General features: G+C 39.3%; 21 protein-coding genes and 2 pseudogenes. 2 read left to right on the plus strand and 21 right to left on the minus strand.

The window, feature by feature from the left end; genetic code table 11:
• Window positions 1–30: 30 nt before the first annotated feature.
• From DWX91_RS00685 to DWX91_RS00735, 12 genes are all read right to left on the minus strand, one after another.
• Window positions 31–1,647, minus strand: a complete 1,617-nt coding sequence (locus DWX91_RS00685; protein ID WP_182430789.1) for an N-6 DNA methylase — start codon at window positions 1,645–1,647, stop codon at window positions 31–33.
• A complete protein-coding gene (locus tag DWX91_RS00690; protein ID WP_182430791.1) occupies window positions 1,637–4,651 on the minus strand; it encodes an Eco57I restriction-modification methylase domain-containing protein in 3,015 nt (1,004 codons plus the stop codon). The genes DWX91_RS00685 and DWX91_RS00690 overlap by 11 nt, the downstream gene beginning before the upstream one ends.
• Window positions 4,638–4,880: a helix-turn-helix domain-containing protein gene (locus tag DWX91_RS00695; protein ID WP_118472196.1), complete on the minus strand. Its 243-nt coding sequence runs from the start codon at window positions 4,878–4,880 to the stop codon at window positions 4,638–4,640. The genes DWX91_RS00690 and DWX91_RS00695 overlap by 14 nt, the downstream gene beginning before the upstream one ends.
• Window positions 4,881–5,036: 156 nt before the next feature.
• Window positions 5,037–5,414, minus strand: a complete 378-nt coding sequence (locus DWX91_RS00700) for a TnpV protein (RefSeq protein WP_118472197.1) — start codon at window positions 5,412–5,414, stop codon at window positions 5,037–5,039.
• Window positions 5,415–5,426: 12 nt separating this feature from the next.
• Window positions 5,427–5,690, minus strand: a complete 264-nt coding sequence (locus DWX91_RS16985) for a hypothetical protein (protein ID WP_243098933.1) — start codon at window positions 5,688–5,690, stop codon at window positions 5,427–5,429.
• Window positions 5,691–5,715: 25 nt separating this feature from the next.
• Window positions 5,716–6,948 (minus strand): MobA/MobL family protein, encoded by a 1,233-nt coding sequence (locus tag DWX91_RS00705; protein WP_243098934.1) that lies wholly within the window; start codon window positions 6,946–6,948, stop codon window positions 5,716–5,718.
• Window positions 6,949–7,302: 354 nt separating this feature from the next.
• Window positions 7,303–7,530, minus strand: a complete 228-nt coding sequence (locus DWX91_RS00710; RefSeq protein ID WP_118472198.1) for a DUF5348 domain-containing protein — start codon at window positions 7,528–7,530, stop codon at window positions 7,303–7,305.
• Between the two features lie 131 nt (window positions 7,531–7,661).
• Entirely contained in the window at window positions 7,662–7,904 is a 243-nt protein-coding gene (locus tag DWX91_RS00715; protein ID WP_118472199.1) for a complexin-2, read from the minus strand.
• A gap of 91 nt (window positions 7,905–7,995) precedes the next feature.
• The gene (locus DWX91_RS00720) at window positions 7,996–9,150 is read right to left on the minus strand and encodes an AAA family ATPase (RefSeq protein WP_118472200.1); all 1,155 of its coding nucleotides are present in this window, start codon (window positions 9,148–9,150) and stop codon (window positions 7,996–7,998) included.
• Window positions 9,147–9,470: a plasmid mobilization protein gene (locus tag DWX91_RS00725; protein WP_118491646.1), complete on the minus strand. Its 324-nt coding sequence runs from the start codon at window positions 9,468–9,470 to the stop codon at window positions 9,147–9,149. Before DWX91_RS00725 ends, DWX91_RS00720 begins: the two co-directional genes overlap by 4 nt.
• Entirely contained in the window at window positions 9,448–10,548 is a 1,101-nt protein-coding gene (locus DWX91_RS00730) for a site-specific integrase (protein WP_118472202.1), read from the minus strand. Before DWX91_RS00730 ends, DWX91_RS00725 begins: the two co-directional genes overlap by 23 nt.
• A 17-nt stretch (window positions 10,549–10,565) precedes the next feature.
• On the minus strand, window positions 10,566–10,748 hold the full coding sequence (locus DWX91_RS00735) for a DNA-binding protein (protein ID WP_118472203.1): 183 nt from the start codon (window positions 10,746–10,748) through the stop codon (window positions 10,566–10,568).
• A 233-nt stretch (window positions 10,749–10,981) separates the two neighbouring features.
• Here DWX91_RS00735 and DWX91_RS00740 point away from each other — a divergent pair.
• Window positions 10,982–11,505, plus strand: a pseudogene (locus DWX91_RS00740) (helix-turn-helix transcriptional regulator).
• Between the two features lie 422 nt (window positions 11,506–11,927).
• On the opposite strand, the gene DWX91_RS00745 reads toward DWX91_RS00740, so the two are convergent.
• The 8 genes and pseudogenes from DWX91_RS00745 to DWX91_RS00780 form a co-directional block, all read right to left on the minus strand.
• Window positions 11,928–12,425 (minus strand): nucleotidyltransferase domain-containing protein, encoded by a 498-nt coding sequence (locus DWX91_RS00745; protein ID WP_009247521.1) that lies wholly within the window; start codon window positions 12,423–12,425, stop codon window positions 11,928–11,930.
• 84 nt (window positions 12,426–12,509) lie between these two features.
• A complete protein-coding gene (locus tag DWX91_RS00750; RefSeq protein ID WP_009247522.1) occupies window positions 12,510–14,054 on the minus strand; it encodes an ATP-binding cassette domain-containing protein in 1,545 nt (514 codons plus the stop codon).
• 453 nt (window positions 14,055–14,507) lie between these two features.
• Window positions 14,508–14,885, minus strand: coding sequence for a TnpV protein (locus DWX91_RS00755; protein WP_009247523.1), 378 nt, complete (start codon window positions 14,883–14,885; stop codon window positions 14,508–14,510).
• A 26-nt stretch (window positions 14,886–14,911) separates the two neighbouring features.
• Entirely contained in the window at window positions 14,912–16,072 is a 1,161-nt protein-coding gene (locus tag DWX91_RS00760; RefSeq protein WP_009247524.1) for a plasmid recombination protein, read from the minus strand.
• Between the two features lie 332 nt (window positions 16,073–16,404).
• Complete coding sequence (locus DWX91_RS00765) at window positions 16,405–17,559, minus strand: AAA family ATPase (RefSeq protein WP_009247525.1); 1,155 nt, start codon at window positions 17,557–17,559, stop codon at window positions 16,405–16,407.
• Window positions 17,549–17,883 (minus strand): annotated as a pseudogene (locus DWX91_RS00770) (hypothetical protein). Before DWX91_RS00770 ends, DWX91_RS00765 begins: the two are co-directional and overlap by 11 nt.
• Window positions 17,873–18,964, minus strand: coding sequence for a site-specific integrase (locus DWX91_RS00775; protein ID WP_009247527.1), 1,092 nt, complete (start codon window positions 18,962–18,964; stop codon window positions 17,873–17,875). The pseudogene DWX91_RS00770 and the gene DWX91_RS00775 overlap by 11 nt, the downstream one beginning before the upstream one ends.
• The gene (locus DWX91_RS00780; protein WP_009247528.1) at window positions 18,965–19,153 is read right to left on the minus strand and encodes a transcriptional regulator; all 189 of its coding nucleotides are present in this window, start codon (window positions 19,151–19,153) and stop codon (window positions 18,965–18,967) included. It lies immediately after the preceding gene.
• A 448-nt stretch (window positions 19,154–19,601) separates the two neighbouring features.
• Here DWX91_RS00780 and DWX91_RS00785 point away from each other — a divergent pair, with 448 nt between their 5' ends.
• Window positions 19,602–20,132 carry a helix-turn-helix domain-containing protein gene (locus DWX91_RS00785; protein ID WP_009247529.1) on the plus strand — a complete coding sequence of 177 codons (531 nt, stop codon included), beginning with the start codon at window positions 19,602–19,604 and terminating at the stop codon, window positions 20,130–20,132.
• Window positions 20,133–20,424: 292 nt separating this feature from the next.
• Here DWX91_RS00785 and guaA read toward each other — a convergent pair whose 3' ends face one another.
• Complete coding sequence (guaA, locus tag DWX91_RS00790; RefSeq protein WP_117796206.1) at window positions 20,425–21,966, minus strand: glutamine-hydrolyzing GMP synthase; 1,542 nt, start codon at window positions 21,964–21,966, stop codon at window positions 20,425–20,427.
• Window positions 21,967–22,484: the final 518 nt, after the last annotated feature.

The raw sequence follows: 22,484 nt of genomic DNA on the forward strand, positions 1-22,484 counted from the left end.
ATCTCATCTCCGCATTACTTTACAATTTTTTCACGAAATTCTTCTTTCTTTTCTTCCAATCCGACGCTCACTCAACTTAATCCATATATTTCTTAATGTAGTAACTTCAAATTCTGTTAATCCCAATCCTTCAATCAACAAAATCCGATCTGTATAATCAAGTACTTCCTCTATTTTGTCATCCCGAATTAATTTATCAATTTTAGTAACATCTAATTTTTCTGCATTCTTCATTGGAATTTTTAATTGACGTATCTCTCCTGGTTCAAATGTTAGAACACCACCACCATAGCTTCTCCCAGTAATTTCCGCCAATGCCAATGTAAAAGAATTTAAGAAAGCCGCTGCTACAAACTCAGGATTAACTCCATCTAAGAAACGCACTTTGTGAATTGTATCTGTGCTCACAGCATTTACATGATTTAATATAATTCGCGGATAACGATTAACCTGCCTTAAAATGAAGGCATCCGGCTCCCACGATTGTGGAACACAATACCAATTTTTTCTTATGCGACATTTATATCCTTTATTGTATCCTTGTTCTTCGCCATAATTAATATACTCTTGTTCTTCTTTACTAAGCTCTGAAAAAGGCAAATTTTTAGGCATAAACATGTACACTTTTTTTCCGTTTTCGATCAATGCCTTGAAATCTCGTTCTGACAAAATAACCCCTTTTAATTGCTCCGTTCTTCCAATGACCATACGAGTTGAATTAGCAAGCTGATACTCATCAACTGTGTTTCTATTTAACAAAAAGAACGAATTTTCTCCGCTTACTAAGCCTACATTTATTTCAAACAATTCTGTTGTAAACGGTATTTTTTCACTTTCCCTCAATCTTCTAATTAAATTTATTTCTCGATTTGTCAAATAGTATTTAATCCATTTTTCTGTACTATGATTAAGCTCTTTCATTTCATAATTATAAAAATTATTAAGGTCTAGTTCTTTTAAGTCATCTAAATCAGTTAATTCAATTACTTGAATTCCCTTATCCTCAGACTTTTTCTCTCCTAATAACAAAATCACTTCTTGTTGAATCTCTTCAAAAACCAATTTCTGAAAAGTAATTAATGTTAGTCTGTCAAAATATTGTGCTAAAAATTCTCTCGTTTCTCCTGCGTAATTTACTTGAAAGAGCTCTGCTGGAATAACCATTCCTAATCTTCCATTTTCACTTAACGCTAAACATGATAAAACCAAAAAAGGCAACCAAATATTAGTTAATTTTGTCGGATGAAATCCATTTTCTTTCATATAAGAGAATGCAATTTCTCTGGATTTTTCATCAAAATCTTGGTACCGAATGAATGGGGGATTCCCTACAATTGCATCATAGTTCCTTTTTCCAACAACCTTATCTCTATAAAATGCAAAAAAATCCTGGCATTCTACATTCGTACCATATTTCATCGCTTTCCTTGCTTCTTCAAGGCACAATTCTACTCCTGTAATATCTAAATTTAAATTAAGTTTCTCTCTTCTTTCTACTATAGCTTTTAAAAAATTTCCATCGCCGCAACTTGGTTCTAACACTTTCTTGGTATTCTTACTTATTATCCACTTACAAATAAATTCTGTAATAGCCTGTGGGGTGTAATATCCCCCACGCAACTTATCAAAACTTTTTTTACTCTTCATCTAAATCCTCTCGTCTACAATTCTCAGCTCCATATAATTTTGAAATTAATCCATCTAATTTTTTATCTTCTATTTGAATCAATCTCTTATACGTTTCTTTTTGAAGTTTTGTATGCTGTTCGTCTCTTTTATTTTTTAATTCCATAAGCTTCTTAACGGTATCAACTATCTCATCATGAAGTTTCACTTCATTTAAATCATCAAAGTTTATTCTATAGATTGGTAACTGTGCAACAAACTGTTTTCCATGAGAATAATAGTCCCCTCGAAATTTACTTGCTTTACTCTTTACTACCATTTCTATCATCCAATAATTCAATACTGCTTGAATGTAAAACAAGGATTCTCTTGTATCATCTTTCTTTTCTAATCCATAAAATGGTCCATTCCCTCCACCAGTAAAGCAAATTGTTCTGGCATCATATACATAATTTCCCTGAGTTGCTAAAACTGACCAAACTAAATGATCACCCTTTACAAACCTCTTTAAACTTTGGCTCCTACCAAATTGATACCAATTATTCTCCGACATATTGTTAATGCTACGTTTACATAATTCTTCTTTAAAGGAATCTAAATATTCCAATGTCTTAGGAAACAATTGTTTCATTTCATCCATGGAATATAATACTTGTTTCTTTTCCTTCTGATAATAAGGAAAAATAATTCGTCTATTTTCATTAATTTGGGCATATTTCTCTAGTTGCAAATCATAAATGCATGGTTTAGTAATTGCCGATTCAATTTGCCACTCTCTTCCTCTACAATCAATAAATTTTATAATCCCTTCTTTTTCTTCTTTTGGTTCAATAATATATATTGGATCTGCACTTGTTTGTAAACCGACAAAAATATCAACTAAAGATTCCAGCGGCTGACAATATTCTTTCTTTTTTTCTAAAGTTTGCACTATCTCATTTGATAAAAAAGTCCATGGTGCTACCCCAAGATATTCAATAGGGTATTCTTGCATGTCAACTGCTCCTGTTGCATAAAACCTATTAATATCTTTGACAAAACCAATTTCAAATGATTTCCGTTCTTTTTTTTCAACAAACAAAAGACAAGTGTATGTACTTCTTCCTTTAAAAACCTGCTCTGTACCAAAATGAATAATTTGTTTAACACATTTCATCTCTGATAGCATTTTCCGCAAGGAACTGCCCGATTTAATAAGCATAAATTTATGCGGAATTATATATCCCATTTTTCCATTCGCTTTTAATAGTGTCAATCCCTTTTCAAGGAATAAAAAATACTTGTCCAATAAATCTGTTCTTGCCGTTTCATACTCTGAAAATTCAGATTTATAATACTCATACTCGTTTTCAGAAAAGTGCACCATATTCTGTACTCGAATATATGGCGGATTTCCAACAATTGCATCAAATTTTTTCCCTGCAAACTCCGTTTCCCAATTGAAAATTTTAATTTTTTCAACCAATTCCGGATCCTCTAACAAATCCTGATTATATTGCATATACTTTTCATCTACAAGGCTATTACCATTTTTAATATTGTTATCTAGACTCGGAAGAATTCTGCAACCATTATTTTTTACAAAACATTCCATTTCATATAAAGAGCTTTCTTCAATAAGTTTAATAAGCAAACTAAATTTTGCAACCTCCACAGCCAAAATATCAATATCTACTCCCCATATGTTTTTCTGTAAAATCGTTCTCTTCTGTTCATACGACAACTTAAAATTATTTGCCGTGTCACGAATAAGTATTCCCCTTTGTATAGCTGTTTCCAAATCATTTTTCATATAATATTCAACATAACGATTTATAATAAATTCATATGCGGCAAGTAAAAAGTTTCCAGATCCACAACAAATATCTACTATTCTATAATTTCCCCATTCCGTAAATTTTTCATTTGTAAACAGCGGATTCAAAGTCGTTTTAACAATAATATCTGCAACATTCTTGGGCGTGTTTACCACTCCTTGTGAATCTACAATTTCTGGTTTTCTTTCTGCAACTACTGTTTTTTCTTTTATTACTATTTCTTCTTCCAAAAATAATTCATAAATTTGGCCAATAATAAATGGATCGACTATGCTAAACTCATAACAACTATTTGGATAGTACAATTCTTTAAAGATATCCACAAGTACACTATCAGATATTTCAAATTGTTCCCCATCAATCAATTCAAATAGTCCAGAGTCATACTTTTTATCTGCCGCCGCAAATACTTTTTTCAACTCCACATATGTACCTATATTTTTAAGGCTTTCATATTTTTCTAATTCTCGATCTTCACATATTCTTAAAAATACAATTCGATTAATCAATTTCTGAACGAAAATATTTAATGTTTCCTGATTAATCGTCGGATTATTTTCAAAAATATCCTCACTTAATACCAATCTCCATACCTTTATTTGTGATAAAAAATATTTATCAAATGGTTCCTTCTTTAGCGAACTGGATATATTCGCAAATGTTCTTTCAAAAGCTCCCGAAACCACCGTCTCATATGAAAGCAACCTAGATATCTCATCAAATTTATCTACATATTCTGTAAAATGGAAATGAGCAATCTGGGCAACTGAAGGTTTATCATTCTCGTTCGGTCTTACTGATGTATCATAGATAACCAAATCTGTAAAATTCGACAATACAGATATTTCTAGATTTCCATTCCAGCCGTACCGTCTAGTTTGAAATGCCGCTTCTTTGCTTGTCATGATATCTACATTAGGCTTTTTAGTTTCCAGAAAAAAATATGGTGTAGAACCTACATGAAATTCATAATCCGGCTTCTTTTTTACTTGTTTTCCGTTTTCCTCTACAAATACAGATGCCTCATGTTTTACTTCTCTTAAATGCTGCGGCAAATTCTTTTTATTTTGTACATCCCACCCTAATATTTCAAAAAAAGGATTTACAAAATCATTACGAACTTCTGTCTCATTGTAATCTGGTCTATTGTATTGTTTAAAGTGTTCCTGATAAGCTTCTACCAGTTTAAGCAATCTATCTTTTTGCATCCTTTTTCTCCTTTGCTTTTTTCACATTGAAAGTATCAATTTCAACTAAATCACCAATATCACAATTTAACTCATTACATATCTTTTCCAAAACAGTTAAAGTCACTGCTTCACCATTAGTCATTTTAGCAATAGTTCCATTACTAATTCCTGTTCTTCGCTTCAAATCCCCTTTTTTCATTCCGTTATCAATCAGAATTTTCCATAGTCCATTATATGAAATAGCCATCTCGCACCTCATGTTTCTTCCGAATGTATGTTCTGTTTAGTATATCATTGTTTTATCTTTTCGTCAACATCGCTTGCATAAAAATAGATTCTATATCTATTTTTTTAGATATAAAATCTATTTTTTCAGATTATATCATAATATTTAACCAGCGGTTTAATTTACTATTATTTCATGAAGTACAATTTCCTCCGCACAAGCCCAGATATTATTCATTCTCCCAACCCATGCCATCTGATCCTGCATCTTCAATTCTTCTGTTACTCCCTGTTCTTCTTTCATCTGCTCCACCAACCTGTCCATCATCTGATGACACTCCTCATCAATCTGGTGTAGATGCTCATTCAGTTTTCCGGCAAGTACCAGCTCCAGATACAGCCCTTTCCGATGTCCTTTTAAATACGTCCTTCGTAACATTCCATACTTCCCAATCGGATACTCCGTCTCCTCCGGGAGGTACAGGTCTGGATAATACAGACCGTCCTCTCCCAAAGTATAGCTGATTCCGTTTTCTCCCATAATGTGTTTCTCCATGATTTTGTCCTCCTATCTTGCCCCTAGGTCCTTACTCTGGCTTCGGGTGCGTTGCATGTTTTTCTGTTCCTGCTCTATTTTCTTTCTGTTTGCTGCCAGCTTTTCCCTGACACCATGTGGCTGTGGCTCTGGCTCTTTTCCGGTTTCCTGTTTCCATTGTGCGATTGCCTTCTGATACTGACTATACTCGGGCTTTGCAGTTTTGAAGTCTTTCAGAAATTCCTGTACATTTCTATAGCCGACTTTCTGTACAATCTTCGGAAGATAATCTTTCATGTTCCTGATCTGGCTTGTCAGATCGTCAATTTCTTCCTGTAATTCTTTTTTTCTTTCTTCCTTTAAACCAGCCTTTGATCTCAGACAGTTCTTTTTTCTTTGCAGAACGCTGTTTCTCTTTCTTATAAATTGCATTATTCTGCTGTTCCAGTTCATTGTAAATCTTATAGAATCTCGGATATTTTGATGCCATTCTTGTCATTTCCGGCTGTTTCGGTTCTGGCAATCTTTCCACTGGCTCGTTAATTTCTGCTTCTGTTCGCCCTGTTTCTGGCATTACGGTCCGCATTTCAGAAACATCTGTTTTCTGTAATTCTTCTTTCTGTTCCAATGATTCCTTATACTTTTTCACAAGTACGCTTTCTATCATCAGTTCCAATGCCTCAATCGCCATCGTAACAACTTTTGCAAATAAGTTTGGTTTTCTTCCTTTCCGGGAAATTGCACTCTTGATTGGTTCTGAAATCCTTTTTTGTTTCACTTCCATAATCTGTGGTTCTGGAATGCCACTGATCAGTGCCATATCAACTGCCCGATTCCATTCCTGGCGTTTCCGATTATTCGCTTCGATTTCCGATGCCTTAGGATTACACTTTCCAATTTTCTTTGTTGCAAGATAAACACTGCCACGTTGAAATACCTGCAGCTTCTGGTTTTCATCTTTCATATAAAGATTAATCAGATCAGTATAGGAACGCTTCACTTCATCCAGGAAAGAATTGCTTTTAAACCGTTCATCTTTAACTGTAAACAACTTCTTCTCATAAATCTCGCCCTTCTTTACAATGTGACAGCCTTCCCGGATTTCTCCGTCTTCTCCTAATATTTCTTTCTTGGTTCGGACATGTTTTCCATTTTCATCATAAAACATATTTCTACTGGCAGTCTTAATGATTGGTTCATCCAATAGCCTCCGTTCTGCAAATATCAAATGAATGTGATAATTGGTCTTTCTTTTATTGTGGTGCAAAGCAGCGATACACTCCGCTCCATAATTCTGTTTAAAATGATTTGTAAAAAGCTGCAGCAGTCTGTCCGGCTGATATTCTGTAAAACTCTCTGGCAAAGCAATGATCAATTCTCTTGCCTCAATACATTTTCCTTCTGTTCCACTTTTTGCAAATTCTTCCTGATTACATTTTGCAAGTTCCCGCCAGAATTTCCGTTCTGTGGTTTCATAAACCGCATAAAGGTTTTCCTGTTTTGCATGACTGGATATATAAGTGATCCTGCCTTTTACATTGCTTAGTTTTGTCATTTGAATAAATGAGTTTCTTCCGATAGGCACTCCCTCCTTGTCTCCGGCAAAGTAAATTCTGCTATATTTTTTGTGAGTGGATGCTCAGGCATTCGTTTACGAACTTATTGCCGTATCCGGCATTTTAGCTCCCGGCAGCGAAATACCCTTGAGCATAAAACACATTTTTGTGCGATGGGTGTATTTCGCTCTCAAGCGCCGAGGGCTTTGATAAATACTGCCTGTAACAACTACTGTCCGGCTTATGCTTTTCATCTTGGGCGTATCCGCCCAGTTTTTATGCCCGTATCCGGGCTATTTTTTCTTTCTGACAACAGATTATCTATTTCGCTTTCTTCTATTTCCCTGTCAGATTTAATCTGGTATTCTTGCCCGAATATATTCCAGATCTCCGCAGTATGGTGTTCCTACCAGATACCATTCTCTCGCCAGATTCATTTCCATTCTTGTCTGTACCCACTGGTCGTCCACCAGTACTTCCATACATTCTCCGCAATGAAATCCTGTATCAATCCACAAATCCATTACCAGTAATCCATATCTACCATTTTCACAGTTATATCCTAATCTTCCTTCTCTCATTGCATCGTTCTCCTTTATCCATCATTTTCCGGGTTTCCAACACACTTTCGACTTCACATTCCAGACTTCTCCTTGTCTGCTATCTACAGGTGCGTGTCACGCTCCTGTTATAAAGTAATCAAGCAGAATTGTTACCAGCGAAAACTCTCCGGTACTCCGCATTTATCCAAATATTCCTGCCTTGCCTTTTCCCGTTCTTCCTCTGTTGCTGCTGTTTTAAAAGTTGTATAAAGCTCTCGTTTTACCATGCTGTCCAGCTTTTCCATCAATGCTTTTTCAATTTCCGGTAAATAATCTTCATTTCCGGCAAGATGGTACTGAAACAGAGCTAACAGCAAATCTTTTGGTATCTGTACCTGCGTTTTTTTCTCCATATTTTTCCTTTCCGTGACGGTCGTGACGATAGTGACGATATTTTCACTACCGACACGCTATCTAAAATACCGTCACAACCGTCACATATCGTCACGCTGTTGTTCCTACAAAAGTCAGTCTGATTTTTCTTCCATCATGTCCTCGCTCTGTTTTATACTGGATTCCATATTCCAGAAGCAGTCGTTCCAGGCTGACATTCAATTTTCTTGATAATGCGTTAGGCTGCATCTCTACCTGCAGAAGTTTTACCAGTTCCGTTGCTGTTCCCGTCCATTCCGGCTGTTCGTCTGTTACCAGTTCTTTGATTTTTTCAAGCAATGGATCTTCTGGTTCTTTCCAAAGTTCTGTTTCTGTTTTAGTTAATTCCCAGACGCATCTTTCTCGATTAAAATTCAAGTACAGCTTCTGATCCTGTTGGTCTCTTCCTGCCACCTCCAAAACTGCCTTGTTATCTGTCCGTTTTTCTTTCTGCATGACGAATGCTCCATCCGCCGCTCCCAGCAGTCCATTCGTACCGGAAATCATATCAAAGCTGTCTGAGGATTCCATTTTTCTTGTGTGATGCACCACCAGAAAGCAGATTCCATAATGGTCACTGAATGCTTTCAGCTTCGTCACAATCTCATAGTTGCTGGCGTAGCTGAATTTATCTCCACCAACCTCCCGGACTTTTTGAAGCGTATCAATAATAATGAGCCTTGCGTCCTTATGCTCTGTTACAAACTGCACAAGCTGTTGTTCCAATCCGGCATTTAATGATTTGGACTTTGTAGCAAAATAAAAGTTCTCACTGCCTTCCATTCCGAACATCTGTGATAATCGTTTCTGCAACCTTGCATAATCGTCTTCCAGTGCCAGATACAGAACCGTTCCCTGTCTCACCGAAAATCCCCACAATGGAATTCCTTTACTAATGTGATACCCAATCTGTGCCATAAAGAAAGATTTTCCAATTTTCGGTAAACCTACAAACAGATACGTTCCGTTATACAAAAGTCCATCTACGATTGGCAGCTTTGGCGGATATGCCGTATCATACAATTCCATCATAGAAACTGTTTCCAGTTCATCCGGATTCCTTTTATTTACTGATTTTGCTGTATTTTCCGCATTATTTGTGGCTTGCAGATTGCCCTTACCGGGCAAATCTGCTATACTTTGGTTAGTTAATTTATTACTTGATGGCTGTTCCACATCTGCGCCAACAGATGTTACCGGAACAGTCATTTTTTCTTTTGCTGTCATTCCTTTTCCCCTTTCACTCCGTTTAAGATTTCTGCAAACAATCGCAGGGTACTCAGCAATTCCTCATTCTCATCACTGCACTTTTCCAGATGTTTCAGCTCGTCATAAATCTCTGCCATCTGATTTCGCAATGCTTTATACACTCTTGGATTTCCCTGTACCACAATTTCCCGATCAGTTAATCGTTTTGTGATATACTCCTGCTTGCTGAGTCCTGACAACCGGACACATGCATCAATCTGCTCTGCTTCTTCCGGTAATACCCGGAATGCTACGATTTTGTTTCTCCATCTTCCTTTACTGTCCAGATTTTTCTCCATTTGATTTTTCCATCCTTTCAATATCCAGCTGTTCTGCCATCTGTGTCTGCTCACTTGGAAACAGATGTGCATATCGGTAAGTGATATCAATGCTCTCATGTCCCATTCGGTCTGCGATTGCTAATACCGTAAATCCCATATTGATTAATAACGATACATGGGAATGTCTCAAGTCATGCACTCGAATTCGTTTCACCCCAGATATTTTTGAGCCTCTGTTCATTTCATGATGCAGATAAGATTTGGAAATTGTGAAAATCCGTTCGTCCTCTTTCGGCTCATACAGCATTTTCAGATAATCCTGCATCTCATCACACAAAAACTGTGGCATCTTAATGGTTCGATTACTTTTTAATGTCTTTGGCGGTGTAATCACATCTTCCCGATGCAGTCTCTGATAGGACTTGTTAATCCGTAGTGTATGCGTTTCAAAATTGAAATCTGCTGGTGTAATTGCTAATAACTCGCCCATGCGAAGCCCACACCAATAAAGTATTTCAAACGCATAATAGGAAACAGGCTTATCCATCATGACATCTGCAAATTTCAGATATTCTTCTTTTGTCCAGAACAGCATTTCCCTGTGTTCCTCTTTTCCCATATTTCCGGCTTTCTGTGCCGGATTAGATGGAAGATGATAAAAATTTACTGCATGATTGAAAATAGCACTTAACTGACTGTGAATTTTCTGCAGATAAGCAGCGGAATACGGTTTTCCATTTGGCTGACGGATCGCTAGCAGTTCATTCTGCCATACAATAATATCTCTTGGCTCAATTTCCCCCATCTTACGCTTTCCGAAATAAGGAAGAATTTTAGTTCTGGCAATATTTGTCTTCGTTCCCCAGGTGTTATCACGAATTCGATTTTGCATATCCTCCACATAAATCTCGTAAAAGCTTTCGAAGGTCATATCCAGTTTGGCTTCTTTCTTCAGCAGTAGCTCTCGTTCCCACATCTGTGCTTCTCGTTTTGTAGGAAATCCTCTTTTCGACGACTGGTGTGTTTCCCCTGTCCAATCAGTATAACGATAGACCACTCGCCACTTTCCAGTGGCATTATCTTTGTAAATACTCATACAAATTCTCCTCTCTCTTACACTTCGCTGTAACATACTTTTTTGCGGAAATAATTGGTGTTTACTCTGCCAGCTACCGTAAGATAACCCAGCTTCTGTAATTCATCATTTAACTGTTTGACAATCTTATAAGCATAAGACTTGGAAACTCCCAGATCCGCTGCAACTTCTTCTACTGTCATAAAAGTTCTGTTCGTCACATCGCATCTCTCCTCTCTATATTAACGTAATTTGTTTAAGCTATTGCATTCGCATAATACTAAACATTTTAATTTAAGTCAAGTGATTTTATGAGAATATTAAATTTTTTTGTTTAAGTTCTTCTTGCTATCCGAAAGTGCTCATGCTATACTGAACCTAAACAGAATTGTTTTATTTTCTATCACAATTAATTATGACAACACGAATGACTACTATAAGGAGGCAAACAAAAATGGCAATCGGACAACGTATCAAATATTTTCGTAACCGCATCGGCATGACACAAAAGCAACTCGGAGAACAACTGGGATTCATGGGAAAAACCTCAGATGTCCGCATGGCTCAGTATGAATCTGAAGCCAGAGTTCCTAAGATTGATCTTGTAAAACAAATGTCTCAGATCTTTGGTGTCAACACACATGCTTTAACCGTGCCCGATATTGATACCCATATAGGCTGATGCATACACTATTTGCACTGGAAGATATGTATGATCTGAAGGTAAAAAATGTAGATGGACAACCTCATCTCTGCCTTGACTCTTCCATATCTGCTCCCGGCTCATCTGTCGATGAAATGTTTCGTGCATGGATGGAACAAGCTGACAAACTGGAAAACGGTGAAATCAGCAAGGAAGAATATGATGAATGGAGATATAAGTACCCGGAACTGGATACTTACCAGAAACGTGCCAAGGTACCATCTCAGGAGCTGAGTAATTACCTCGTAAAAGAATTGACTAAAAAAGAAAAATAAAAGAAGAGACTAGAAAAACCTTACCGATATTCAGTTTTTTTACTTCTGAAAATCAGTAAGGTTTCTTTATATACGTTATGAAATAAAATTTATATCTTTTGAATAATTACAAAATGTTGCCATTTTGTTGCCAATCACTAAGCAAATTTGCTTGCAACCCGCATAAATACTGGTTTCTCGTGACTGTGTGGACTATTCAAACTCTACAAAGACTAACGCTTTTTGTTTAGGAATTATTCTCTGTAATGTTTCTCGTTCTTTTGATTATTTGATATATCCATATTATCCTGCCTATACGAGCTAATGTTATCATTTTGTTATCGGCATTGATAACACCTACTCGATAACTGTGGATAATAACTATATGTAGCATGTCAAATTATAAGCTATTTTGCTTAGAGATTCAACACAAAACTGAAATTTTACTTTTCCTTATATTCATCTGGTATTGCTATTTGAAATGTTTCACACAACAGCATCACATCATGCACATCATTTTTATCGTGTTCATATCCCAAATGAAGCATTACCTGACTCAATGGTTCAATACAAGAAACAGTTATATCTCCAACTTTTCCAATACCGGAAAAAGTTTTTGATGGAAATATATCTCCCTCATAAACAATTCCGTCATCTGTAAATTCAAAACAATGTAAATCAATGATTCTTTGTTTATCATCTTTCCAGACAGTATGACCATCCGTTGTATAATCAGTATTTACTTCCTCAAATCCATGCTGCTTAATCACATAAATATAATCATGATAATGTTTCAGTTCAACAAACAAATCAATATCATTGTGTATTCTTGATTCTCTTTTAAGAAGTGCATCAACACCCCATCCGCCATCTAAATATACTTTAATTTCGTTTTGCAAAGCATATTTTATAATTTCACATGCATCTTCTGTACGTACCATAATCTATCCTCCAAATTCAAATCTTTGTATGCTTTCCAACTCACTAAAAGCCTGAAATTTGTCAGTCTTTCATCCTTTTTGTTATCAATCACCAATTAGCTGTAATCCATTAGGATTTAGCTGATATATTTTATCGCACACCTCTTCAATATACTTTCTATCGTGAGAAATGCTAATGACAGCCCCCGGAAATTCTCGGAGCATTTTTCTTATTACCGGACCGGACAATGGTGAAAAATTTCTTGTCGGTTCATCCAGAATAAGAACATTTGCACCACTTAAGCTCATCCTCAAGAGAAGCACTTTCGCCTTTTGTCCGCCTGATAACTCCCGAATCGGATGCTCCATTTCATCTGGTGTGTATTTAAGTGAACCAAGGTATGTTCTAATTCTTGTACGCTCTTCTTTATCTCCTGTTTTATCAAGGTAATCAACCGGTGTAACATCCAAATCCAGCAGGTCTTCATAAGTTTGAGGCATATATTCTGCTTTAATGTCATTCCGATTTAGGAGTTCTTCCGCTATCTTTTTTAGAAGAGTCGTTTTTCCTGCCCCGTTGGCTCCTATCATACAGATTTTTTCTGAACCTTTTATTTTTAAATGAATTCCTTCTGCTAAAATTCTTTTGCCATCCGGAGTCACAAGCTTTGAAAGTTCATATTCTATGACCGTTTTTCCTGCGGGAATGTGTGAGTTTTCATCCCCTAATTTGACAAAGATTGCTTCTTCCTGTTCCGGCATCTGAGTCATATTTTCATCTTCTTTTTCAAATCTTCGTTCCATTGCCTTAACCGTATGCATTTTGTCCTTTAAGTTTTTGGCAACAGACGGTGCTTGTCTGGTACAACTTCTTAATGCACCTTGTACACTCTGCATAACTCTTTGATATTTTTCATCGCGAATCTTTTTCTCCCTACGGTCACTCAGTGCCCGCTGTTTTTGGATTTCAAATTTATGAAGCCGTTCTTCCACATAGCGTCTATAGGGAAGCTTTGCCACGGTATATCTCGCCTTTGTTTTTCGTATAATCTGCTCGATATGTATCACCATGTTGGCAGTACGCTCTATCAGCGTTTCATCGTGTGAAATAAAAAGCACAATGTGCTTCCAGTCATTTATGATTTTTTCCAGTAATGTAAGCGTCGCAATGTCGATGTCATTGGAAGGTTCGTCCAACAACAGCACAGAAACATCGCGAATGAAAAGCCTCATAAGTTGTGTCTTGACTTTTTCGCCTCCTGAAAGACTACCCATTGTCTGGTTACTGTAGAAAAAATCATTTTTCATTCCAAATTTTCCCGCAATAACAGACAATTCTTTAGGCGTTTTCTCCCAGAATATTTCCTCTTCAGAAAAATATTCGTATATTGTTTTTTCCTTATCTTCATCGAGCATCTCCTGCGGAAGATAACCAAGACGTTCGTGTCCCATTATCCTTTCCCCATCTGCTTCTATATAGTTTTCTACAAGCGACGGATTGTATATCCACTTCATTAATGTCGATTTCCCATTTCCCTCTTCTCCAATAATAACTGCCTTATCTCCATCATTTAGCACAAGGTTGAAATCATTAAGAATTATTCTCAGGTCTTTTTTATGTGTTAAATTTAATTTTTTTATCTGCAACATTAAAGTTTCTCCTTTTCGAAGTCTGAGCCAATTATTATTTTGAACACACAAAAACGAGTCTTTTTTGCATACGCAAAAATAGACTCGCTAAATAGACCCTTATTTCTTTTCCAAAAGGAAAACAAAGGAAATGCCTCTTGCGATAATCCAACTTAAGCGTACACAAAACAAACCTATTCTCTACAGGCTCAATAACTATATGTGTCTTACTTAAATCAAATTATCTATTAATCATTTCCTCACCTTACACAAAATGTGCCTTTCTTTCTTCTAATGGCAATACTATCATACTGTATTTTTTGTGTCAATACATTTCACCTTATGGAAGTGCAAATTAAAATTTTCACTTCCTAATTATACATCCAACCATTACGAAATTCAATCTTTCACAACCTCTTTACAACCACAACCACAGCACTCCAGCAAACGCAGGAGCACCATACCGTAAAACGCTTATGTGTAAATCAACTCCGTTCCTACAACTTCCCTCACACAAGCCTGAATATTATTCATTCTTCCAATCCATTCGTAGGGATTATCTTTCTTTAATTGTTCCGTCACATCTTGTCTGTCGGCATATTCCTTTACCAGTCGAAGAAACATATCCTCTGCTTGCTTATCGACTTCTGCAAGATAACTATGCAGCTTTCCGCTTGTCAGCAGGTTCATATATAACACTTTATAGTGTTCCTTTAAATGCCTTGCATGTCGTTTCCCCCATAAACCAATCGGCTCTATTTCTTCTTCGGCTGGTACTGTGATGTTCGGCAATAAATAATCACCCACCTGTCTATAAGTTCCGCCCATTTCTTCAAAAATTGTCTTTGTCATTTTCCTTTTCCTCCTGTGATTTTTGTCTATCGTGATCGTGTATTATCACGCTTGCGACCTTTAACTGTTCTTGCCTGCTCCAACAAATCATCTATCTGTTTGCGACCAAAAACCTTACGGAGCAGGCTGTAATCTTTATTTTCTGCTTTTAGGATTTTGTTTTCTTCGGTCAATCTTTCATTGACTTTCTCCAAACGCTGATTGGTGCGGTATAACTGTGCATTCGCTGTATTCAGCCTATGATAGTTGTCCCACCCCTCAAAGCAGCGGGCAAGCACCGTTTTGACAAGTTGCTTCAATTTCCTTACAACCGGCTCTGCCATTTTGGTTTTATATGCCTTTGCAGTCATAAATTTCTCTGGTTCTGGCAACTGATATTTCGGTGCAGTATCAAGCTCTATTTCAAGATTTGACAGCTCGTCTTTTGCCTTATCATAGTTCAATACTCGTTCCGACAACACATCAAATTCAATCTGTTTCTGCTCGATTTTCGCACCTAATGCCGCCACTTCTTTTTCTCTTTCCTGCTTTTTATAATCCAAAACAGAAAGATGTTTTTCGTGTGTGCCTAAATGTTCCCACTCAATCCCATAACGTTCCATCACCGCCGCAAGCTGTTCTTTTTCGGACTGTATCCATTGCGACCACTCCGTATCGCCACGACTGCCGCCCTTAAAACCTTGCGTTGCAAGAGCCTGCTTTAGTGACACTCTTGTATCAAGTCCACGCTTGCTGCCTGTGGTAAAAGGTACAAAATCTATGTGCAGATGTGGTGTAGCTTCATCCATATGCAGATGAGCCGAGAACACCCGAAGCTGTGGATTTCGCTCCTGAAAACCCTGATAGTATTCATCTAAAATCTGCTTTGCCAGTTCTCCGTTTTCCGTATCGGCGTTCATATTTCCCTTACCGCCCACCTGTAAAATGATTTCGTGGAACGGTTTTTCCTGCTTGGAACTTCGGATTTTTTCATAATAATCTTTTATCTTTCGGTCTGACCTTATCTGCTTGGCATTGTATCTTTCCAATGCTTCATCAAACAATTCGTGATAAACTGTCTTTATATTTTCATTGCAGTAGTCGATATTGAGATGAGTACGAGTTCCGTCTACATTTTCTGCTCGGAACTTTCGGCTATTGTGATTGACCGAGCCTTTACCGACCATTGCACTTATCGTTCTCTGCATTTTTTCATCTCCCATCTGTAAATTTCAACATTCTCAGGTTTGTTACTTTTGTCAAAAGTAACGCAAAAGCACTTTTGACGGGTACACCCATCAAAAATGCGACCTGTAAACAGGTTTTGCGTTCTCCGAGGCTCTCCGAGGGGTGAGCGTGTGCCGGTGGCACACACGCCTGCGAACCGACCGAGCCAGCAGGCGAGACCAAAGAGCCGCCTTTGAAAAGGCACTCTCTGCACACTCCCCTAAACTTTATCCGGTGTCAAAGTGTGACGATGGTGACAATGTTTTTCACAGCGTGCTGCTCTCAAAAACATTGACACCTTTGACACCGTTTGTCACGCCGTCTGCTCGGTTTCTTTCCAAAGTGAAACCTTTCTTCCGTCGTGTGTGCGGCTGTTCTGATAACGGATACCGTAATCACGAAACAGCCTGCTTGCGTTGATACTGAGCCTTAAAGAAAGTACATTCGGCTTTATATCCACCGCAAGCCTTTCGCAAAGTTCCGAAGCAGTTCCTTCCCATCTGTCACTTTCCGAAAAGAGCGTATCCGCTATCTTCTCAAGCAGAGGTTCGGGCGGTTCTTTCCACATCTCCGTTTCCGATTTTGCAAAGTTCCACACCAATCGCTCGCTGTCCCTTACAAGATGGATTTTCATATCCTGCTGGTCTCTGCCAGCAACATCAAGTGTGGCATTGTTGGAAGTACGCTTGTCCTTACTGAGAACAAATGCACCGTCTGCCGCACCCATCAGACCATTCGTGCCTGAAATCATATCGAATATATCTTCCGATTTTTGTTTGCGTGTATGATGAACAATAAGCATTGAAACCTTGTAACTGTCTGCCAACGCTTTCAGCCTTGCCACAACATCATAATCACTTGCGTAGCTGTAATCTGCTCCGCCTGCTTCACGCACACGCTTTAAGGTGTCTATGATAATCAAGCCTGTGTCTGGGTGTTCCCTCATAAACCCTCTTATCTGTTCTTCCAGTCCGCCATTGACCGTTTTACATTCCGTTGCGAAATACAGATTGCCTGTCTCCTTTGCACCGAACATCTGAAACAATCGCTTCTGCAAACGTGGGTAATCATCTTCAAGGGCAAAATAAAGCACCGTTGCCTTACGCACCTTATACTCCCAAAGCGGTGTGCCTGTGCTGATATGATAGGCAAGCTGTGCCATCATAAAGCTCTTTCCCACTTTCGGGGAACCTACGAAAAGGTAAGTTCCCCTTTGGAGCAGACCGTCGATAAGTGGTGTCTGAACCTCAAACACCGTATCATACAGCGTTGTCATTGATACTGTTTTCAGATAGGAAGGGTCTAACTGTCTGAGTATTTCCCTTTGCATTTCTTCAAAAGATTGCTCGTACCCCTTGAAATCCGTATCCTGATTGACTATACTATTGTCAGTACATTTGGAAAGTGACTGTTCCGCATCTGTTGCCGCAGATACATTTGGAATAGTCATTTCTTTTTTATTCTCCATTCGCATCCTCTCCTTTCAAACCGCCGAGAATAATGGAAATCAGTTCTATTACACTCAGCAGTTCATCATCCACACCTTTTCCTGCTTCAATCCTTTTCAGTTCCGCAAGGCTGTGGCAAATTCCGTTTTCAACGCCTTATACACTCTCGGATTGCCCTGTACCACCACATCCTGATTTAAGCAACGGCGGTAACAATACTCCTGTTTTGGCAATCCTGATAGAGCTACAGCTCTGTTAATGAGTTCGTTTTCTTCGGGCGATACTCGAAACCCTACTGTGATATTCCTCCAACGATTTTTGTTATCTCTGTTCTTAGCTGACATTTTCAAAATCTCCTTTCCCTAAATCATCTAATTTTTCTGCCATCTCAATCTGCTTTGACGGAAAGAGGTGTGCGTACTGATAAGTAATATCAATACTTTCGTGACCAACTCGGTCAGCAATCGCCACCGCAGAAAAGCCCATATCAATCAAGAGTGAAATGTGGCTGTGACGGAGATCGTGAATGCGGATACGCTTCACGCCTGCCGCCTTTGCCCCTCTGTCCATCTCGTGATGAAGATAGCTTTTCGTCACCGTAAAGATACGGTCTTTCTTCTTCAATCCGTAAAGCATACCGAGATATTCTTTCATTTCCTCACACAGAAACTTCGGCATTTTAATCGTGCGGTTGCTCTTTTTCGTTTTCGGAGAAGTAATCACATCCTGCCCTTTCAAACGCTGATAGGATTTATTGATTGTGACTGTTTCCTTATCAAAGTTGAAATCTGCCGGAGTCAAAGCTAACAGCTCGCCCTCTCGGATACCGCACCAGTAAAGCATTTCAAACGCATAAAAGGAAACAGGCTTGTCCATCATCTCAAAAGAGAATTTCTTGTATTCTTCCTTTGTCCAGAACAGCATTTCCTTGTGTTCCTCACGTCCCATATTTCCCACCTTTGCCGCAGGATTGGAACGCAGTTCATAGTAGCGGACAGCGTGATTGAAAATGGCGGACAACTGATTGTGCAGCGTTTTCAGATACGTCTGTGAATAAGGCTTTTTCTTCTCATCACGATAGGCAAGCATTTCATTCTGCCAAGTAATAATCTCCTTTGTGGAAATCTCGCTGATTTTCAGTTTCCCGAAATACGGAAGTATCTTTGTGCGTATGATATGCTCTTTGGTAAGCCACGTGTTTTCCTTCAAACGGTTCTTCACATCATTGATATAAAGCTCCGTAAAGGCTTCAAAACTCATATCAAGGTCTGAAGAAGTCTGCAATTTGAACATTCTTTCCCATTCCTGTGCTTCTCGTTTGGTAGCAAAGCCACGCTTGCATTTCTGCTTGCGTTCCCCTTTCCAGTTCACATACCTTGCCATCACATACCAAGTACCGTTATCTTCATTCTTAAATACCGGCATTTACATTTCCCCCTTTCCTGCTCCGTAGAGCCTTTCGTAAAAATACTGGCGATTTACACGCCCTGCAATCGTAATAAAGCCCTTTGCTTTCAATTCCTCATTTAATTGTCTGATGAGTTTATATGCATAAGGTTTTGATACGTTTAGTTCCTGAGCCACATCTTCGGCTCGGATAAATCTGTTTTCCATATCCTTTTTCTTCCTTTCTTAAAATAATTTTTTGCTTGCCGCTTTCTCCGTGTTAAAGTTCCAACAGGCACTCCTGCTTGTCGGCAGGCGCTGTGCTGTCCCAATGCACCGCAGTACATCAGGCGCTCGCTCGTATAGGGGTTCCCGAAAAGTCGGAGACTTTTGGGGAAGAGGAGGAGCAGTGCAGCGAATGAGCTTTTGTGCTTGCACACAAGCGAACGATACGGAACTTGCTCCGACGAGGTCTTGGCGGTTTGGCTTTTCGGACGGTCATTCAGTTGTCGCATTAAGCATATTTGTTTAATTCGTAATTTATTTTACTAAACATATTTGCTATTGTCAAGTGGTTGCAAAGAAAATATTAAACATTTTTGTTTCGGTTTTTCTTGACTTCCACTAAACATTTCTGCTATACTTATTTCACTAAATATAAAAGGAGCGTATCATTATGGCTATCAGCGAAAGAATACATTTTTTCAGACTAATGCGTGGTATGACACAAAAGTATCTCGGTACAGCAATCGGTTTTCCAGAAAAGAGTGCTGATGTGCGTTTGGCACAGTACGAAACTGGTACACGCAAACCGAAAGCAGACCTTACAAATGCATTGGCACAGGTGCTTGATGTTTCTCCACAGGCTCTTGATGTTCCTGACATAGACAGCTATATCGGTCTTATGCACACTCTGTTTACCCTTGAAGATATTTACGGTCTTACTGTCAGTGAAGCAGACGGAGAGGTATGCTTAAAGGTCAACAAGGACAAAGGCAGAGAAGCATATGAACTCCTCAAAATGCTGTATGCTTGGAAAGAACAGGCAGACAAGCTATCTTCCGAAGAAATCAACAGAGAAGAATACGATAACTGGCGTTACCATTATCCAGAGTTCGACACCACACAGCGTTGGGCAAAAGTTCCATCACAGGAATTAAGTGACGCTCTCGTGGAAGCATTCAAAGACCACTTGAAAGATAAATAAGCACCTACAGGACCTGCCACTGGCAGCTCCCTACAGATGCTTTGGCAACGACAAAAAAGCCCTTAACTATGGTTATTAACCACAGCTAAGGGCTTAGTTTATAATATGGAATTTGTTCAGAGCCAAGCTCCGAACTTTAGTCTGCAAGCCACCTGTTAATTGTTCCGTTACCCATAAACCACTGGATAACAAGAATAATGGCACTTGCTATGACTGTTATCAATTTGTTATCAAAAGACTAATCGAAATCGCTGAAACCCGCATAAACACTGGCTTTTTTAAGCAACTCGATTTATTCAAACTCAATCGTAGCCGGCGGTTTCCCCGTACAATCATACAGTACGCGGTTTACACCTTTTACCTCATTGACAATTCGGCTTGTGACTTTTCCAAGTACTTCCCACGGAAGTTCTGCGGATTCTGCGGTCATGAAGTCGGATGTGAGGACGGCACGAAGTGCGATGGCATAGTCATAGGTTCTGACATCGCCCATGCAGCCTACGGAACGCATATTGGTCAGGGCTGCAAAGTACTGACCGAGTGTGCGGTCGATACCTGCTTTTGCGATCTCCTCGCGGTAGATAGCGTCTGCATCCTGTACGATGCGTACCTTCTCTGCGGTTACCTCACCGATGATACGAACGCCAAGTCCCGGACCCGGGAACGGCTGACGGTATACCAGATTTTCCGGAATACCAAGCTCCAGACCGGCGCGGCGGACCTCATCTTTAAACAGCATACGCAGCGGCTCGATGATCTCCTTGAAATCTACGTGTTCCGGAAGTCCGCCTACGTTGTGGTGGGACTTGATAACAGCGGATTTTCCAAGACCGGACTCAATTACATCCGGGTAAATCGTACCCTGTACGAAGTAATCTACTTTGCCAATCTTCTTTGCTTCTTCCTCAAATACGCGGATGAACTCTTCGCCGATGATCTTACGCTTGCGCTCCGGATCGGTTACACCTGCCAGCTTGTCGTAGAAACGCTGCTGTGCATTGACACGGATGAAGTTCAGCTTGTACGGACCGTTCGGACCAAATACTGCCTCTACCTCGTCACCCTCGTTTTTACGAAGCAGACCGTGATCGACGAATACGCAGGTCAGCTGGTCGCCGATCGCTTTCGCCATCAGGACGCCTGCTACGGAAGAGTCTACACCGCCGGACAGAGCCAGAAGGGCACGACCATTTCCTACTTTTTTACGGATTTCTTCGATGGATTTCTCTACGAACGCATCCATCTTCCAGTCACCTGCACAATGGCAGACACTGTATACGAAGTTATGCAGCATCTTGGAGCCTTCCTGTGTATGAAGTACCTCCGGATGTGCCTGAATGCCGTACCAGCCTTTTTCTTCATTTTCCATACCTGCAATCGGGCAGACCGGAGTATGGGCTGTCACACGGAAACCTTCCGGCATCTTGGAAATATAGTCGGTATGGCTCATCCAGCATATGGTCTTCGGGGATACACCCTCATACAGCTTAGATGTTGTGTCTACCTCTACCTCAGTCTTTCCGTATTCACTGACCGGTGCTGTGGCAACCTCGCCACCTAACAGGTAGGACATCAGCTGTGCGCCATAGCAGATACCCAGTACCGGGATTCCCAGATCAAAGATTTCCTTTGAACATCTCGGAGATTCCTCCTTGTATACACTGTTCGGTCCGCCGGTGAAAATGATACCCTTCGGGTTCATCTCTTTGATTTTTTCCAGCGGCAGGGTGTAAGGATGAACCTCACAATATACGTTGCACTCTCTTACTCTTCTGGCAATCAACTGATTGTACTGTCCGCCAAAGTCCAGTACAATGATCATCTCTTTCTCCACGAGTATTCCTCCTATAATTTTATGCTGCGATCCGTACTTCATCAACTTGTAGCTTCGAATCAACTTCCAGGATTTATGGTCACACGCTTGCACAACATGTGAACTGTAACAGTCATACTGCTGCCGCAGGTAATCACTCCGTTCCAGCCCCATCGCCGCCAATCGAAAAATAACCGTCGCAATCTGTTCAGCAGCTATACCACGTTCTCTTCCTGTCAATTCCTGTAACTTTTATTATAAAATACCCGGCAATTAAAGACAAGCCATTTTTACGGTATTTTCAGGCACTTTTTCCAGAAAAATGCTTTTCGATTCAATTCAAGTCGAACATCCGTGAGACTTGGCGCGTGATTCTGGTCAGCGAAGCATCGGCAAAATCCGCTATCAGTATGATATCGTACGGAATTTTCAGTGCAGAAAATTCCTATCCGCAAGTAAAAATGCATATTCTATGCAGAATCACTGCGCATCCTCGCGGAGCGTTTATCTCAATCGGAGACCTAACTCCCACTGAGACA

The sequence above is a fragment of the Clostridium sp. AF22-10 genome (genome assembly GCF_003478725.1).
Lineage (GTDB): Bacteria > Bacillota > Clostridia > Lachnospirales > Lachnospiraceae > Otoolea > Otoolea fessa.